The following is a 14,433-nucleotide window of genomic DNA, read 5'->3' on the forward strand; positions in this document are numbered from 1 at the left end:
AATTGAAAGAAATTTACTTCTACGAACGTAATAAAAAAACTAATGAAACTATTATCTATACCAACACACTTGTAGCAGAAAACTACGGTATTAATGGTTCGTTCTTTGATAAAAATGCAAATTCAGTCAATTTTGGAAATGTTGTATCTAAGAGAAAAACAGAAGTTTATAACGGAAATTCATTAAACGACGGAAGTTTACAAATGCGTTCGTTTCCCGATCTTACCATAAAAAAATCGGGTAGTATATCGAGTTTAGATAAAGCTAATTTTGAAGTTGCTTTTAAAGATTTGGTATCGTTAAAACCATTACAAGAAAGAGTTTCTACTGAGCAACTTGGTAAATATTTAAAAGAGGAACTTCATAAATATGGAGTAAAAACACCTTTCGAATTTGGTATTTACAGTAACGGTTTGGCAACAAAAGTGCGATCTGAGGATTTTAAATATGATGTAAAAACCACTTACGGTATTCCTGTTTTTCAGGATAATGAAGGAATGTCTAAATATCAATTATTAGTTAGTTTTCCTCAAAAAAATAAATTCGTATTTTCTTCTTTAATTGGAATTTCGAGTTTGTCATTATTGTTCACTTTGGTTATTGTTTTGACGTATTCAAGTGCTTTGAATCAGTTAATTAAACAAAAACAAATTTCTGAAATAAAAACCGATTTCATAAATAATATGACACATGAGTTCAAAACCCCTATTGCTACGATTAATTTAGCTTTAGATGCAATTAAGAACCCTAAAATCATAGATGATAAAGAAAAAGTGCAGCGTTATCTTCAAATGATTAAAGAAGAAAACAAACGAATGCACGCTCAGGTTGAAAATGTTTTGCGTATTTCTAAATTAGAAAAAAATGAACTCGACATTTCAAAAGAACCAAGAGACGTAACCGAAATTATTGAAGATGCCATCGAACATGTTAGTTTAATAGTAGAAGATAGAGAAGGAGTTGTTCATTCACATTTTCATGCACAACGAAGTACGATTCTATTAAACGAGGTACATTTTACGAATGTATTAGTAAACGTGTTAGATAATGCTATAAAATATTCTCCAAACGCGCCTGTGATTGATGTTTTTACAGAAAATATAAAAGACTTTATTCTGATAAAAATTCAAGATCAAGGAGCAGGAATGAGTAAGGTAGCACAAAAAAGAGTTTTTGAAAAATTCTATCGCGAGCATACAGGAGATTTACATAATGTAAAAGGTCATGGGTTAGGATTAGCCTATGTGAAACAAATAGTTGAAGACCATAACGGTCAAATATTTGTAGAGAGTGAAAAAGGTAAAGGAAGTACCTTTATTATAAAAATGCCATTAATAAATTAAAATATACATACAATTACTATGGAAGCAAAGAAAATATTATTAGTTGAAGACGATCCAAACTTCGGTGCGGTTTTGAAAGATTATTTAATGATAAATGATTTTGAAGTTACGTTGGCTAAAAACGGAATGGAAGGTTTTGAAAAATTCAAAAAAGACACCTACGATTTGTGTATTTTAGACGTGATGATGCCTTACAAAGATGGATACACTTTAGCTAGAGAAATTCGCGAGAAAAATCAAGAAGTGCCTATCATCTTTTTAACTGCCAAAACATTAAAAGAAGACGTACTAAAAGGATATAAAGTTGGTGCTGATGATTATTTGAATAAACCATTTGATTCTGAAGTACTTTTGATGAAAATCAAAGCAATTATTCAAAGAAAAGCATCAGAAGTAAAACCAGATACGACTAAATTTGAGTTCGAAATAGGTAAATTCCACTTGAATTCTAAATTACGTTTCTTAACGTATCCAGGTCAAGAGCCAATTAAATTATCACCAAAAGAGTGCGAATTATTAAAAATGTTAGCACTTCACGAAAATGATTTAATGCCAAGAGAATTAGCTTTAACTAAAATTTGGAGAGATGACAACTACTTCACTTCAAGAAGTATGGACGTTTACATTGCTAAATTGAGAAAATTCTTAAAGCAAGATGAAAACGTAGAAATCTTAAACATTCACGGTGAAGGTTTTAGATTAGTAATCAAAAAATAATAAAAAAAGTCCTGAAATATTTCAGGACTTTTTTTATTCAATTATTTCTAAAGCATAACAAATCTTATCGTCTTTAGAAATAATGTACTTATTTTCATTTTTCGAAATCACCGCCTCATCGTTCCAATTCAATTCTTTTAAGAAATTCATTTCAAAACCTTTTATGTGCTGTTTTAAGACAAATTTTCTATCCATAGTATTCAGGCACCATTCCAAGTATTTTACGTTGTTAGCATGATTTACGATATCTAAATCTGATAATTGCACTTTATAATCCAATACCTTTTCAAACGGAACATCTAAATTAATACGCTGAACCGATTTTTCAGTAGCGCTGTGTTTTGGATATTTGATGAAATGATCGTGAGGTAAAGCTAAATTTTCTGGGCGTCTAATTTGGGTATTTAAAACAGCCCAATAGGTTTCGCAACCAGCTAATTTTTCATCACCGCGATACAATTCTAAACAACGTGTAGAACGTGAATTTTCTAACGATTTAATCCAAGTTTTTACCGTTACTTTTTCTTTCCATTTCGGTAAGCTAATGATTTCTAAACGCATTTTGCTCATTACCCAAGCTTGATGATGTTCTTGCATATCGCTAAAACTAATCCCACCTAAATCGGCATGAATTCCGGCTGTGATTTGAAAAATATTGCACAACTCAGTATATTTCAACAAACCATTGGGATAGCATTGCAGAAAATTGATTTCGTATTCTTGTTCTAAAATGGAAGTAAAGTTGGGTGAGATGGGCATTTTTAATGTATTAAGATTCCTATTGAGATTATAAATTTGTTTCCTTTGCCAAAATAATCTTTATTTTCTGGAGTAGCATTTAAATCTGAATTATAAAAATGAGAAAAATGTAATCCTGCATAACCGGCAAAAGTTTTATTTAAATTATAGTTTATATAACTACCCAATCTAATTTCTTCTAAATTTTGTTTTGCTAATATACTCCCTCCAGTATTTTCTTTATAATTGAATCGACACTGTCCATAACTTATTGTTGGATTAATGTCAAATTTTGAATTTAATGGTATTTCATATTCTAAAATAAACTGGTAAGTATTTGAATTTATAAAATCAAAATTTCCAATTTTATCTGAATTCTCTACTCTTAATTTTTGAAATTCATATCCTAAACTTAGTCTAAAATTATAAATTTTTACTAATGATAATGTTGAATGAAATCCAAATCCAGAACTTAAATCTTTTGAAAAATAATTGTCTCCAAAATGAATTGGTAATTGAAAGCCGAATCTAAATGCTGGATAAAAATCTACAATTTTAGTTTTCGTTTCTCTTTGACTAAAAACTGATATACTCGATAATATAATTATGATAATGAATATTTTTCTCATAACTTAATAGGTTAAAGTATAATTTAATCCATCATTATTTATAGTCAATGGAATTGAATAATATTCTATTTCTTCGGTTATAGTGTTTTTAATTTGATAATTAAGTTCAAATGTTTGATTCTTTTTTAGTTGATGAAATAATTGAGGCTCATTGTAAACAAGATCATTGTTGTATAAATTGATTTGTTCTTCATATTTAACAGCATCTACATCAATTTTATAAATAATCTTGTTTGAGCTAATTTGATTAGGGATAATTGTAAATGTAATAATCTCGTCTAACTTTAATAATGTTATGGTTCCTAAATCCCAATTTAAACCCTCAAAATTATCATCATTTATTCCATTAAAATAAACGGGTAAATATTCTGTCGAATTTTCCAAGATTAAACTTGAGTTATTAGTTGGTTTGAACATATCAAATTGTATAAAACCTTCTTCATTAGATTTTTTTTTGTAAGTTGAAAAATCATAACTATCATCATCATAACTTGTTCCTATATATGCCTTTTCATTAGCTAAAGGTTGATTTTCAGAGTTAACTACTTTTAGTTTTATATTTATTATGGTTTCTCCATCATAAGGAATTCCGCAAGAGATATATGTAAATACAAGTAGTAATAGTAACTTTTTCATTATTTTATTTTTAACTAAGATGAGAAAAATCTTATAAGGTTGCGTTAAGTTGTCATTATTTTTTCTATGACTTGAATAATCTCTTTTCTATCAGTTAAATAATCAAACCAACTCACGTTTTCTGTTCGTTTAAACCAAGTGATTTGACGTTTAGCAAATCGTCTTGTATTCATTTTGATTTGCTCAATGGCGAAATCTAAAGTGGTTTTCCCATCAAAATAATCGAATAATTCTCGATAACCAACAGTTTGTAACGCATTCAAATGTTTATTTGGACACAAAGCTTGTGCTTCGGCTAAAAGTCCTTCATTTAGCATGATATCAACGCGTTGGTTGATTCTGTTGTACATGATTTCTCGGTCGGCTTCTAAACCAATGATGATAGGAGTGAAGTTTCTTTCGTTTTTTCGTTTTCCAATAAAACTCGAATACGGTTTTCCACTTCCAATACAAACTTCTACAAAGCGTTTCATACGTTGTGGATTTTGTAAGGTTTGCGGATTTTCAGTTTGTAACTTTTGGTAATATTCCGAATCTAATTTTTGGAGTTGCTCTTGCAAATATTCGATTCCTAATGCATCATATTTAGCATTAATTTCAGTTCGAACCGATTCATCAATATCTGGAAAATCATCAAATCCTTTCAAAACAGCATCGACATATAATCCAGAACCGCCCACCATAATTTGAATGTTATTTTTCTGAAATAATTCATCCAATTTTGATAAAGCTTCTTGTTCAAAATCGCCTACCGAATAACTTTCAAAAATCGATTTATTTTGAATAAAATGATGTGGTGCAGCAGCCAATTCTTCATCATTAGGAACAGCGGTGCCAATTTTCATTTCCTTAAAAAACTGACGACTATCGCACGAAATAATATCACAGCCAAAATGTTGTGCCAAAGCAATGCTTAAAGCTGTTTTTCCAATGGCAGTTGGACCAATAATCGTAATTAGGTAATTCATTTTATAATTCGCTTCCGCAATCTTGACAAAATTTTGCGTTAATTAAGTGTTCATGACTACCACAGTTTTGGCAAACTTTTTTGTCACTTTCTCTTGTTTTAGGTGAGTTTTTTGCAATTTCAGCGGTAATAATTCCGGTAGGAACGGCAATGATTCCATAACCCATAATCATTACAAATGAGGCAATAAATTGTCCCAAGGGTGTAATAGGAGTAATATCGCCAAATCCAACAGTAGTTAAAGTTACAATGCACCAATAAATTGAAACGGGAATACTGGTAAAGCCAGCTTCATCTCCTTCCACAACATACATCACAGAACCAATGATGATACAACTTATCAAAATAAAGTACATAAAAACTAAAATACGACCACGACTTGCAATAATCGACTCTCGTAAATGCACCGACTGACTTGAAAATTGAGGATGGTTTAATATTTTGAATAATCGCAATAGTCGTAAAGCTCTAATAACAGTGAAAACACTCGTTCCTGTTACAAAAAAGGACAAATACATGGGTAAAATCGCTACCAAATCGATAATTCCGTAAAAACTTAAAATGTAATTGATGGGTTTTTTAATCGTGATGATTCGTAAAATGTATTCAATTGTGAAGAAAATCGTAATAATCCATTCCGAAACTAATATGAAAGTATGGTATTTTCCATCGAATTCTTTTACGGTTTCCAACATTACTAAGACAACGCTCAGTAAAATCAATCCCAAAAGAATTAAATCGAAAAGTCTTCCTGCAACCGTATTGGTTCCGTAGATAATGATGTGAGCTTTTTGTTTGAAAATCTCGTATTTCGACTTAACTTCATTCATAAAAACAAAGTTAAACAATTAAAATTGAATAATCTTATATACTTTGTGTTTGCGTAAATAGGTCTGAATAATCGTTTTCGTATCGCGATTGTGTTGCATTGGAATGATGATGTTTTTCAAAATTTCAATATTGTTTACTTGGTAATTCAAATCGTAAAAACAATAGCCTTTGTAAATACCATTTTCAATCAAAACAGCTGTTCTTTCATCATAAGTTCTGCCTCGGTCGAGAATTACCATATTATTGTTTTCAAACGAGTTCTCTTCAATGAATTCCAAAACTCTTTCGTTGTAACTTTCAGGGTTTTCTTCACCCAAACAAGCTCCATTACATTCTTTTATTTTGTATTGAAAACATCCGTTTTGAGTGTCATACAAACCATTGATTTTCTGACACAAATTGTATTTCTCTGTTATCTTGAACAATGCATTTTTGCCTTCCTGAAGCGAAGTAAACGAAGTGATTTCTTTTTTTCTTCCATCTGCCTTTTCAACGGTTAACGAAATGTAACCTTGTTCGTGTATGTGTTGGTACAGCGCGTATTGAAAAATACTTTTGCGTTGGGCTCTGTTATAAATCGGTTTGTTGATTTTAATTTCTTCGCTTTCCTTTAAAAGTGCGATTAATTCGCTTCCCGTTTCTTCAAAAGTCACGGCAAAAACATCACGTTGGATTTTTTTACTTTTACTCGAAGTTCCTGTGAAATGTTGGTTGACACGTTTTTTGATGTTTTTACTTTTCCCGATGTAAATCAAATCGCCTTTTTCATTGTGAATGTAGTAAATACCTGTTTTTGAAGGTAAATTCTCCACAATATCTAACAATTTAGGCGACATTCCCGATTTAATTTCGGTTTTGATAAAGCTTTTTACGATTTCTTTCTCGATGTCTTTTACCAACAACATTTTGAATAATTTCACAGTAGCCAAAGCATCACCACTAGCACGATGTCTATCTGCCATAGGAATTCCTAATGAACGCACCAGCTTACCCAAACTATACGATTCTTGACCCGGAATTAACTTTTTTGCTAATTCTACCGTACAAAGCGTTTGTTTTTTAAAATCAAATCCTAAACGTCTGAATTCGGTTTTTAAAATACGATAATCGAATGAAGCATTATGAGCCACAATTACGCATCCTTCGGTAATTTCGATAATTCTTTTGGCTACTTCATAGAATTTGGGAGCACTTCTGAGCATTGCATTGTTAATCCCAGTCAATTTTACCACAAAGGGTTGAATTGGCTTCTCAGGATTTACCAAACTGATGAATTGGTCCACAACCTCATGACCATCAAATTTATAAATGGCGATTTCGGTAATACCTTCTTCATTGTATTGTCCTCCAGTGGTTTCTATGTCGATTATTGCGTACAAAATAGTTTACAGTGTTCAGTCTCAGTTTTCAGTTAATTGGCACATTGACAAATTGCCTTATTGATAATTTCTCGTTCCAAAGATACTACTTCCAATTCGAACCATCGTACTTCCGCATGAAATTGCGAGTTGATAATCGCCCGACATGCCCATTGAGAGAGTGTTCAGTTGACAGTGTTGAGTGTTCAGTGTTTTGTATTTATCAAAAATCGTTTTTAGATGTTTGAATTCTTTTTCGATTTGGTTTTGGTTTTCAGTGAAGGTTGCCATTCCCATTAAACCTACGATTCGTATGTTTTTATAGTTTTCTTTATTTTGCTGTATTTCATTAAGAATCTCATCTAATTCTTGTTCGTCTAATCCAAATTTGCTTTCTTCTTCCGCAATGTAAACTTGTAACAAACAATCAATCACTCGATTGTTTTTAGCCGCTTGTTTGTTGATTTCTTGCAATAATTTTAAACTGTCCACACTATGAATTAAGCTTACAAAAGGTGCAATAAGTTTAACTTTCCTAGATTGCAAATGCCCAATAAAATGCCATTGTATATCATTTGGCATTTGTTCCTGTTTTTCAACTAATTCTTGAACATAATTTTCTCCAAAAATACGTTGGCCAACATCATACGCTTCCATTAAATCCGCTACAGGTTTGGTTTTTGAAACCGCTACTAAGGTAACGTGTGTTGGAAGTTGGGATTTTATGATATTGAGGTTTTTTGAGATTGACATTGTTTTATAGGTTTTTGTCATTTCGAGGAAGGAGAAGTCACATTTAGTTATTAACACCAAGGATTTCTTTGAATTCTTCAGCAAGTTCATCAATTAAAATTGGAAAATCCTTTTCAACTTTTATTGATAACTCTTTCATCTTTTCAAAATTTGATTTTATATCTTCTCTTTCTAAATCAAATTTATTTTCAATGTAATAAAGTACGTCTGTGAAATCCCAACCTATTTTATAGTAATCATTAATTAATGAATCAATTTTTAAAGTTATGCTCGAATTAAAAAAGATTTTATTAGGGAAGTAGTAATTTGAAAACTCTTTTAAAGCTAAATTTACTCTATCAGTTCTCTCTTGTTTTTCTTTTATACCATCATCAATTATTATATGAGCTCTTCTTGTATATGTAAACATTGAAGATTGTAATTCAATTAACTTCATATATAAATTTTTGATTACTTCCGCTCTTTCAGAATGTAAATTTGAAAATTTTATATTGAATTCTTGAAGTTTAGCATCTAGTTGATGTTGAAAATTTTTATTTTCTTGTTCTAATTCTTTTTTCTTTAATTCAATAGTTTCGTTAAAGAAATGTTCTATTAAATTTTTACCAAAATATAATCCTGCAATAATTACAATTGCTGGAACTCCTGAAGAAATTAAACTTTCAATTAACTTATCTTCCATATTTTATAGATATTATGAGATTATTAACTTTGTTCAGAATGACAAAATTGCGATTATTTCCTTTTATTCCAACTTCCATCTTCAAACTCCCAACCAAACCTACAACTCATACACCACCAAACCACTTCTAAACTTCGGTTCAATGTAGGTTGATTTTGGAGGCATAATTAAATTGTTATCAGCTAATGCTTTGATTTCTTTGATGTCGGAAGGGTAGAGCATGAAGCCTACTTCAAATTCGCCTTCGTCGATTAAATCTTTTATGACGGATATCGATTGTTTTCCTGGAATGTAATCGATACGTTCGTCGTTTCTTAAATCTTCGATTCCTAGTAAAGGGAAAAGGACTTTGTCGTATAAAATTTGAGCATCTAAATTGTCTAAAATTGAAGCTTGCTGGTGATTTTCTTTTTTGTAGAACAACGCATAAAAACTTCCGTCTAAGTACATCCCAAATTCAAACTTATTTTGAGGTTTCCAAATTTCTTGGTCTTTTGCTATGATGACGAAATGTTCTGATAATTTTTTAATGAAAATTTCTTTCGACAAACCATTCAAATCGCGAATTAATCGGTTGAATTCGTAAATTTTGACATTACTTTCAGCAATTAAGAAACTCATGAAATAATTCAGATTTTCGTTACCTAAATGTTTGTCTTGTTCGTACAACAATTCCGCTGAAGCCGAACGATGATGTCCATCCGCAATATATAAATTCGGGATGTTTTCAAAATGTTCTTGCAACCAATCGACTTCACTTTGTGTGTCAATTTTCCAAAGCGTGTGTTTTTCTTTGTTGGTCGTCGAATATTCGTAAACCGGTTTGCTCTGTTTTCGCAACGCAATAAACGTATTGATTTCCACACTATCAGGATAGGTAATCAAAACGGGTTCTGTGTTAAAATTCGTTTGATGCAAATAATCTTTGAATAATTCCACGCGATATTGTAAGGTGTCTTCGTGTTTTTTGATGACGTTATCTTGGTAATCTTTCACCGAAGTTCCAGCAATAATTCCAGTAAAAATCTGTCCTTTTGACTGGATTTCGTACAAATAAAAAACAGGATGTTCTTCTTCAATTAGAATTTGGTCGTGTTTAAAATCTTGATATTTATTAGCAACGGCTTTAAAACGTTTTTCCAATGACACTTTTTGCGCATTGGCATAAGCAGGATGAATTACATGCAAAAACGAATACGGATTAAAATCCAACCAAGCAGCAAGCTCAGCCGAACTATAATCGTCATACGTTCTACAGGTTACCAATGCCACTTTATCTGGCGCTGGACGTACTGCTTTGAAAGGTTTTATTTTGGCCATATTTTTAGTGAAAAGTGATAAGTGAAAAGTGATAAGCAAGTATACTTTTTACTTATCACTTTTTACTTTTTACTTTGAAAATTGCTTTGCAACTTTCTCTGCTTTTTTGCTTTCTGAGTAATCGTAGAATCCTTCTCCTGATTTAACTCCTAATTTTCCTGCCATTACCATATTTACTAATAACGGACATGGCGCATATTTTGGATTTTTAAATCCGTCGTACATTACGTTTAGGATAGATAAACAAACGTCTAATCCTATGAAGTCGGCTAATTGTAATGGTCCCATCGGGTGTGCCATTCCTAATTTCATAACCGTATCGATTTCGTAAACACCACCAACACCGTTGTATAACGTTTCGATAGCTTCGTTAATCATTGGCATTAAAATTCGGTTAGCAACGAAACCTGGATAATCATTAACTTCTGTTGGTGTTTTTCCTAATTTCACAGATAAATCCATGATGATTTTCGTAACTTCATCTGAAGTGTTGTAACCACGGATAATTTCCACCAATTTCATAATCGGCACCGGATTCATAAAGTGCATTCCAATAACTCTTTCTGGATGAACAACATTAGCTGCAATTTGTGTAATTGAAATTGAAGAAGTATTCGTTGCTAAAATTACGTTATGATCACAAACTTCGCTTAATTGTTTGAAGATATTGAATTTCAATTGTACGTTTTCTGTAGCGGCTTCTACTACTAAATCACAACCTACAACACCATCTTTAACGTCAGTATACGTGATAATATTCCCGATAGTTTTGTGTTTGTCTTCTTCGGTGATACTTCCTTTTGCTACCATTCGGTCAAGGTTAGCGGCGATAGTTGCCATTCCTTTTTCTAATGATTTTTCTGAAATATCGATTAATTTTACGGTAAATCCGCTTTGCGCGAAAGTATGAGCAATTCCGTTACCCATAGTTCCTGCTCCGATTACTGCGATTGTGTTCATTTTTATTTTAGGTTTGTTTGGTTTTTATTTTCTTGCATTCATACACTCAATAATCTGATACGCCACACGAAGTGCTTCTGTACCATCTTCTAAAGTTACGATTGGAGTGGTGTTGTTATTGATAGCATCCGCGAAAGTTTCTAATTCGTCCAAAATGGCGTTGTTAGCATCCACTTGCGGATTATCAAAATAGATTTGTTTTTTAACGCCTTCAGCATTTTGTAAAATCATGTCGAAATCGCCTGGAACTTCGGGTGCGTCTTTCATGCGAACTACTTCGCATACTTTATCTAAATAATCTACTGAAATGTAAGCGTCTTTTTGGAAGAAACGCGATTTTCTCATGTTCTTCATCGAGATTCGGCTCGAAGTAATGTTGGCTACACAACCGTTTTCAAATTCGATACGGGCATTTGAAATGTCTGGAGAATCAGAAATTACAGCAACACCACTGGCATTAACTGATTTTACTTTCGATTTTACCACACTCAAAATGGCATCAATATCGTGAATCATCAAATCCAAAACCACAGGAACATCCGTACCACGAGGATTGAATTCCGCCAAACGATGCGTTTCAATAAACATCGGATTGTTGATTTTATCTTTCACAGCAGTAAACGCTGGATTGAATCGCTCCACGTGTCCAACTTGCCCTTTTACGTTGTGTTTTTTTGCTAAAGCGATGATTTCTTCTGCTTCAGCAACGGTGTTTGAAATAGGTTTTTCAATAAAAATATGCTTTCCAGCTTCGATAACTTGTTTCGCACATTCAAAATGTTGCATCGTTGGTGTTACAATATCTACTACATCAACTGCCGCAATTAATTCGGCAATAGAATCGAATTTTTTATAACCAAATTCGGCTGCTACTTTGTTGGCATTTTCTTCAAAAGCGTCATAAAAGCCTACTAATTCATATTTTTCAGATTGATTTAATAATCGCAAATGTATTTTTCCAAGGTGACCAGCACCTAAAACTCCCACTTTTAACATAAAAAATTAATTTTATCAAAAGTACGATTTTAGTTGAAAGTGCAAAAGATTAAATTCCGAAACTTCGGAAAAAAGTTAGTTTATTTTCTGATTTGTTTTTTGAGATTTTAAAGCTATTTTTACCCAAACAAAATCATCCCAAATTGAAAGATACGAATAAACATCAAGGACTTAGAAATCAGTTGGTAAAGCAATTGGAAGAAAAAGGAATTACCGATAAAAACGTGTTAGCGGCTATTGGAAAAATTCCGCGTCATTTGTTTTTGGATTCGAGTTTTGAAGATTTTGCATACCAAGATAAAGCTTTTCCGATAGGTGCTGATCAAACTATTTCGCAACCTTATACAGTGGCTTTTCAATCGCAATTATTAGAAGTTCAAAAAAATCATAAAATATTAGAAATTGGAACTGGAAGTGGTTATCAAACTGCTGTTTTGTTCACATTGGGAGCTAATGTTTATTCAATAGAACGCCAAAATCAATTGTTTAAAAAGACGTCTCTTTTGTTGCCAAAATTAAATATTCGACCTAAAAAGTTAATATTTGGTGATGGTTATAAAGGATTGTCTGAAGCCGCTCCTTTTGATAGTATTATTGTTACTGCTGGAGCTCCATTTATTCCGCAACCTTTAATGGCGCAATTAAAAATAGGAGGAAGGTTAGTGATTCCTGTTGGTGAAAAAGAGCAAATCATGACGTTATTGATTCGTAAAAACGAAACGCAATTTGAAAAACACGAATTTGGTGATTTTAGATTTGTTCCTTTATTAGAAAACAAAAACTAATTAGCGAAGATTCGTTAATTTTTGTTTTAAAACTTCTAATTCATCTAAGATGGAAGTAATTTCTTTTTCTTTGGATGAATTGCCAACTTCAATACCTTTTTCTTGAAGAATTTCGGTAATAGCTTGAATCGCAAAAGGATTCAAATCGAAATTATGGTCGAGTTTTACTTTATACCAAGCGACTAACAACGGTTTTAAATCGATTTCTAAAATTTGAGCAAGCGTTTGCACTTGTTTTTTGGTTGGAATACGAAATCCGTTTTCAAACTTACTAATCAAAGCTTGGTCGATTTTTGCAATTTCGGCTAACTTCCTGGTTGAAAGTTCTTTATCTATTCGGCCTTGTTTTAAAATTTCTTTCATAAAGTATGATTAGAAACTTTTCTTGATTCGGTCTAAATCGCGTTTGGTATCTTGCTCTTTTAACGATTCGCGTTTGTCGTAATTCTTTTTACCCCGACATAGTGCAATATCCAATTTAGCTAATCCTTTTTCATTGGTAAACAAACGAAGCGGAACAATGGTTAGTCCTTTATTATCCGAATCTTTATCGAGTTTTTTTAGTTCGCGTTTATTCAATAATAATTTACGTTCACTTTTTGCTTTATGATTGTAATGAGTTCCATACAAATATTCCTCAATGTGTGAATTAATCATAAATAACTCGCCATCATGAAATTCGCAAAAACTTTCAGCAATAGAAGCTTTTCCCAGACGAATTGATTTGATTTCGGTTCCGGTTAAAACGATTCCAGCGGTGTATTTGTCTAAAATTTCGTAATCGAATTTAGCTCTTTTATTAAGTATGTTAACGGTCTTTTGCATATAGACTACAAATGTAAATCAAAATTATAGCATTTTAAAATGATAATTAGAGATTAATAATTTTCAAACAATGATTTATATCAGTTTTTACGATTTTACATCTAAATATCTTTGACTCATAATTTTAAACTTAATAAAATGAGAAAAATAGTTTTTGCTTTAATGGCAATGTCTTTGATGACAGTAAATTTTGTAAATGCACAAGATAAAGATGAAAAGGTAAATGATTTTAAAAGATGGCAAGTTCGTTTAAGAGCAGTAGGTGTAACTCCAGATGAAAGTGCTAAAATTGGTGTAATAGGTGGAGATGTTGCTATCTCGAATGCTTTAATTCCAGAATTAGATTTTACTTATTTCTTTACTGAACATTTTGCTGCCGAATTGATTTTGGGAACTGCAAAACACGATGTAAAAGCAATTAATACTGCTGCTGGTAATGTAGATTTAGGTAGTGTGTGGTTATTACCTCCAACATTAACGGCTCAATATCATTTTTATACATCGGATAAAAAAGTTTTCAAGCCTTATATTGGAGCAGGTGTAAATTATACATTGTTTTACAATGTTAAATCAGGTGATGTTGCTGATGTAAAATATGATAATGCATTAGGATATGCAGCTCAATTGGGGTTTGACTTAATGTTAAATGATAAGTTTTTCATAAACGTAGATGCAAAAAAATTGTTTTTAAACACAGATGTTACAGTTGATGCATCAAATTTAGCTCCTGGTTTAAGTATTCCTGCTAAAGTAGATATCGACCCTTGGTTATTTGGAGTTGGAGTAGGTATGAAATTTTAAGTGTTATTGGTTAGTTTATAAAAAAAGAGGATGATAATTCATCCTCTTTTTTTATTTATTATGGTTAAATTTTTAAATTAGTAATTCTTTTT

The 14,433-nt window shown here is 31.7% G+C and carries 17 protein-coding genes; 4 read left to right on the top strand and 13 right to left on the bottom strand.

Features of this window, described 5'->3' with window-relative positions:
• Together B4I81_RS06145 and B4I81_RS06150 are read left to right on the top strand one after the other, a co-directional pair.
• A partial coding sequence (locus B4I81_RS06145) for a sensor histidine kinase (protein ID WP_291108784.1) occupies positions 1-1,343 on the top strand: 1,343 nt, incomplete at its 5' end.
• An 18-nt stretch (positions 1,344-1,361) separates the two neighbouring features.
• The gene (locus B4I81_RS06150; protein WP_231841809.1) at positions 1,362-2,060 is read left to right on the top strand and encodes a response regulator transcription factor; all 699 of its coding nucleotides are present in this window, start codon (positions 1,362-1,364) and stop codon (positions 2,058-2,060) included.
• A 33-nt stretch (positions 2,061-2,093) separates the two neighbouring features.
• Here B4I81_RS06150 and B4I81_RS06155 read toward each other — a convergent pair whose 3' ends face one another.
• The 11 genes from B4I81_RS06155 to B4I81_RS06205 all read right to left on the bottom strand — a co-directional run bounded on the left by B4I81_RS06155 (position 2,094) and on the right by B4I81_RS06205 (position 11,930).
• Positions 2,094-2,819 carry an acyl-[acyl-carrier-protein] thioesterase gene (locus B4I81_RS06155; protein WP_291108786.1) on the bottom strand — a complete coding sequence of 242 codons (726 nt, stop codon included), beginning with the start codon at positions 2,817-2,819 and terminating at the stop codon, positions 2,094-2,096.
• 2 nt (positions 2,820-2,821) lie between these two features.
• Positions 2,822-3,427: a hypothetical protein gene (locus tag B4I81_RS06160; protein ID WP_291108788.1), complete on the bottom strand. Its 606-nt coding sequence runs from the start codon at positions 3,425-3,427 to the stop codon at positions 2,822-2,824.
• Positions 3,428-3,430: 3 nt separating this feature from the next.
• Positions 3,431-4,063 carry a hypothetical protein gene (locus B4I81_RS06165; RefSeq protein ID WP_291108790.1) on the bottom strand — a complete coding sequence of 211 codons (633 nt, stop codon included), beginning with the start codon at positions 4,061-4,063 and terminating at the stop codon, positions 3,431-3,433.
• Positions 4,064-4,107: 44 nt separating this feature from the next.
• Positions 4,108-5,031: a tRNA (adenosine(37)-N6)-dimethylallyltransferase MiaA gene (miaA, locus tag B4I81_RS06170; protein ID WP_291108791.1), complete on the bottom strand. Its 924-nt coding sequence runs from the start codon at positions 5,029-5,031 to the stop codon at positions 4,108-4,110.
• Between the two features lies 1 nt (position 5,032).
• The gene (locus tag B4I81_RS06175; protein ID WP_291108792.1) at positions 5,033-5,860 is read right to left on the bottom strand and encodes an ion transporter; all 828 of its coding nucleotides are present in this window, start codon (positions 5,858-5,860) and stop codon (positions 5,033-5,035) included.
• Positions 5,861-5,878: 18 nt separating this feature from the next.
• The gene (locus B4I81_RS06180; protein ID WP_291108794.1) at positions 5,879-7,240 is read right to left on the bottom strand and encodes an exonuclease domain-containing protein; all 1,362 of its coding nucleotides are present in this window, start codon (positions 7,238-7,240) and stop codon (positions 5,879-5,881) included.
• A gap of 57 nt (positions 7,241-7,297) precedes the next feature.
• Positions 7,298-7,972: a YggS family pyridoxal phosphate-dependent enzyme gene (locus B4I81_RS06185; RefSeq protein ID WP_291108796.1), complete on the bottom strand. Its 675-nt coding sequence runs from the start codon at positions 7,970-7,972 to the stop codon at positions 7,298-7,300.
• A 43-nt stretch (positions 7,973-8,015) separates the two neighbouring features.
• Positions 8,016-8,654 (bottom strand): hypothetical protein, encoded by a 639-nt coding sequence (locus tag B4I81_RS06190; RefSeq protein ID WP_291108799.1) that lies wholly within the window; start codon positions 8,652-8,654, stop codon positions 8,016-8,018.
• 99 nt (positions 8,655-8,753) lie between these two features.
• Entirely contained in the window at positions 8,754-9,974 is a 1,221-nt protein-coding gene (locus B4I81_RS06195; protein WP_291108801.1) for a DUF1015 domain-containing protein, read from the bottom strand.
• 69 nt (positions 9,975-10,043) lie between these two features.
• On the bottom strand, positions 10,044-10,934 hold the full coding sequence (locus B4I81_RS06200; RefSeq protein WP_291108803.1) for a 3-hydroxyacyl-CoA dehydrogenase family protein: 891 nt from the start codon (positions 10,932-10,934) through the stop codon (positions 10,044-10,046).
• A gap of 24 nt (positions 10,935-10,958) precedes the next feature.
• The gene (locus tag B4I81_RS06205; RefSeq protein ID WP_291108805.1) at positions 10,959-11,930 is read right to left on the bottom strand and encodes a Gfo/Idh/MocA family protein; all 972 of its coding nucleotides are present in this window, start codon (positions 11,928-11,930) and stop codon (positions 10,959-10,961) included.
• 143 nt (positions 11,931-12,073) lie between these two features.
• Between B4I81_RS06205 and B4I81_RS06210 the strand changes: the two genes are divergently transcribed.
• Positions 12,074-12,715 (top strand): protein-L-isoaspartate(D-aspartate) O-methyltransferase, encoded by a 642-nt coding sequence (locus B4I81_RS06210; RefSeq protein ID WP_291108807.1) that lies wholly within the window; start codon positions 12,074-12,076, stop codon positions 12,713-12,715.
• On the opposite strand, the gene B4I81_RS06215 is transcribed toward B4I81_RS06210, so the two are convergent.
• Both B4I81_RS06215 and smpB read right to left on the bottom strand, forming a co-directional pair.
• Positions 12,716-13,078, bottom strand: a complete 363-nt coding sequence (locus B4I81_RS06215) for a helix-turn-helix domain-containing protein (protein WP_291108809.1) — start codon at positions 13,076-13,078, stop codon at positions 12,716-12,718.
• 9 nt (positions 13,079-13,087) lie between these two features.
• Positions 13,088-13,540: an SsrA-binding protein SmpB gene (gene smpB, locus B4I81_RS06220; RefSeq protein WP_291108812.1), complete on the bottom strand. Its 453-nt coding sequence runs from the start codon at positions 13,538-13,540 to the stop codon at positions 13,088-13,090.
• A 138-nt stretch (positions 13,541-13,678) separates the two neighbouring features.
• Between smpB and B4I81_RS06225 the strand changes: the two genes are divergently transcribed.
• Positions 13,679-14,341 carry an OmpW/AlkL family protein gene (locus tag B4I81_RS06225; RefSeq protein WP_291108814.1) on the top strand — a complete coding sequence of 221 codons (663 nt, stop codon included), beginning with the start codon at positions 13,679-13,681 and terminating at the stop codon, positions 14,339-14,341.
• Positions 14,342-14,433 lie beyond the last annotated feature (92 nt).

This window comes from Flavobacterium sp. UBA6195 (assembly GCF_002422095.1).
Taxonomy (GTDB): Bacteria; Bacteroidota; Bacteroidia; order Flavobacteriales; family Flavobacteriaceae; genus Flavobacterium.

Coding starts and splice junctions, on each gene's coding strand:
- B4I81_RS06150 (WP_231841809.1), top strand. CDS start 1,362: ATGGAAGCAAAGAAAATATTATTAGTTGAAGACGATCCAAACTTCGGT.
- B4I81_RS06155 (WP_291108786.1), bottom strand. CDS start 2,819: ATGCCCATCTCACCCAACTTTACTTCCATTTTAGAACAAGAATACGAA.
- B4I81_RS06160 (WP_291108788.1), bottom strand. CDS start 3,427: ATGAGAAAAATATTCATTATCATAATTATATTATCGAGTATATCAGTT.
- B4I81_RS06165 (WP_291108790.1), bottom strand. CDS start 4,063: ATGAAAAAGTTACTATTACTACTTGTATTTACATATATCTCTTGCGGA.
- miaA (WP_291108791.1), bottom strand. CDS start 5,031: ATGAATTACCTAATTACGATTATTGGTCCAACTGCCATTGGAAAAACA.
- B4I81_RS06175 (WP_291108792.1), bottom strand. CDS start 5,860: ATGAATGAAGTTAAGTCGAAATACGAGATTTTCAAACAAAAAGCTCAC.
- B4I81_RS06185 (WP_291108796.1), bottom strand. CDS start 7,972: ATGTCAATCTCAAAAAACCTCAATATCATAAAATCCCAACTTCCAACA.
- B4I81_RS06190 (WP_291108799.1), bottom strand. CDS start 8,654: ATGGAAGATAAGTTAATTGAAAGTTTAATTTCTTCAGGAGTTCCAGCA.
- B4I81_RS06195 (WP_291108801.1), bottom strand. CDS start 9,974: ATGGCCAAAATAAAACCTTTCAAAGCAGTACGTCCAGCGCCAGATAAA.
- B4I81_RS06200 (WP_291108803.1), bottom strand. CDS start 10,934: ATGAACACAATCGCAGTAATCGGAGCAGGAACTATGGGTAACGGAATT.
- B4I81_RS06205 (WP_291108805.1), bottom strand. CDS start 11,930: ATGTTAAAAGTGGGAGTTTTAGGTGCTGGTCACCTTGGAAAAATACAT.
- B4I81_RS06215 (WP_291108809.1), bottom strand. CDS start 13,078: ATGAAAGAAATTTTAAAACAAGGCCGAATAGATAAAGAACTTTCAACC.
- smpB (WP_291108812.1), bottom strand. CDS start 13,540: ATGCAAAAGACCGTTAACATACTTAATAAAAGAGCTAAATTCGATTAC.
- B4I81_RS06225 (WP_291108814.1), top strand. CDS start 13,679: ATGAGAAAAATAGTTTTTGCTTTAATGGCAATGTCTTTGATGACAGTA.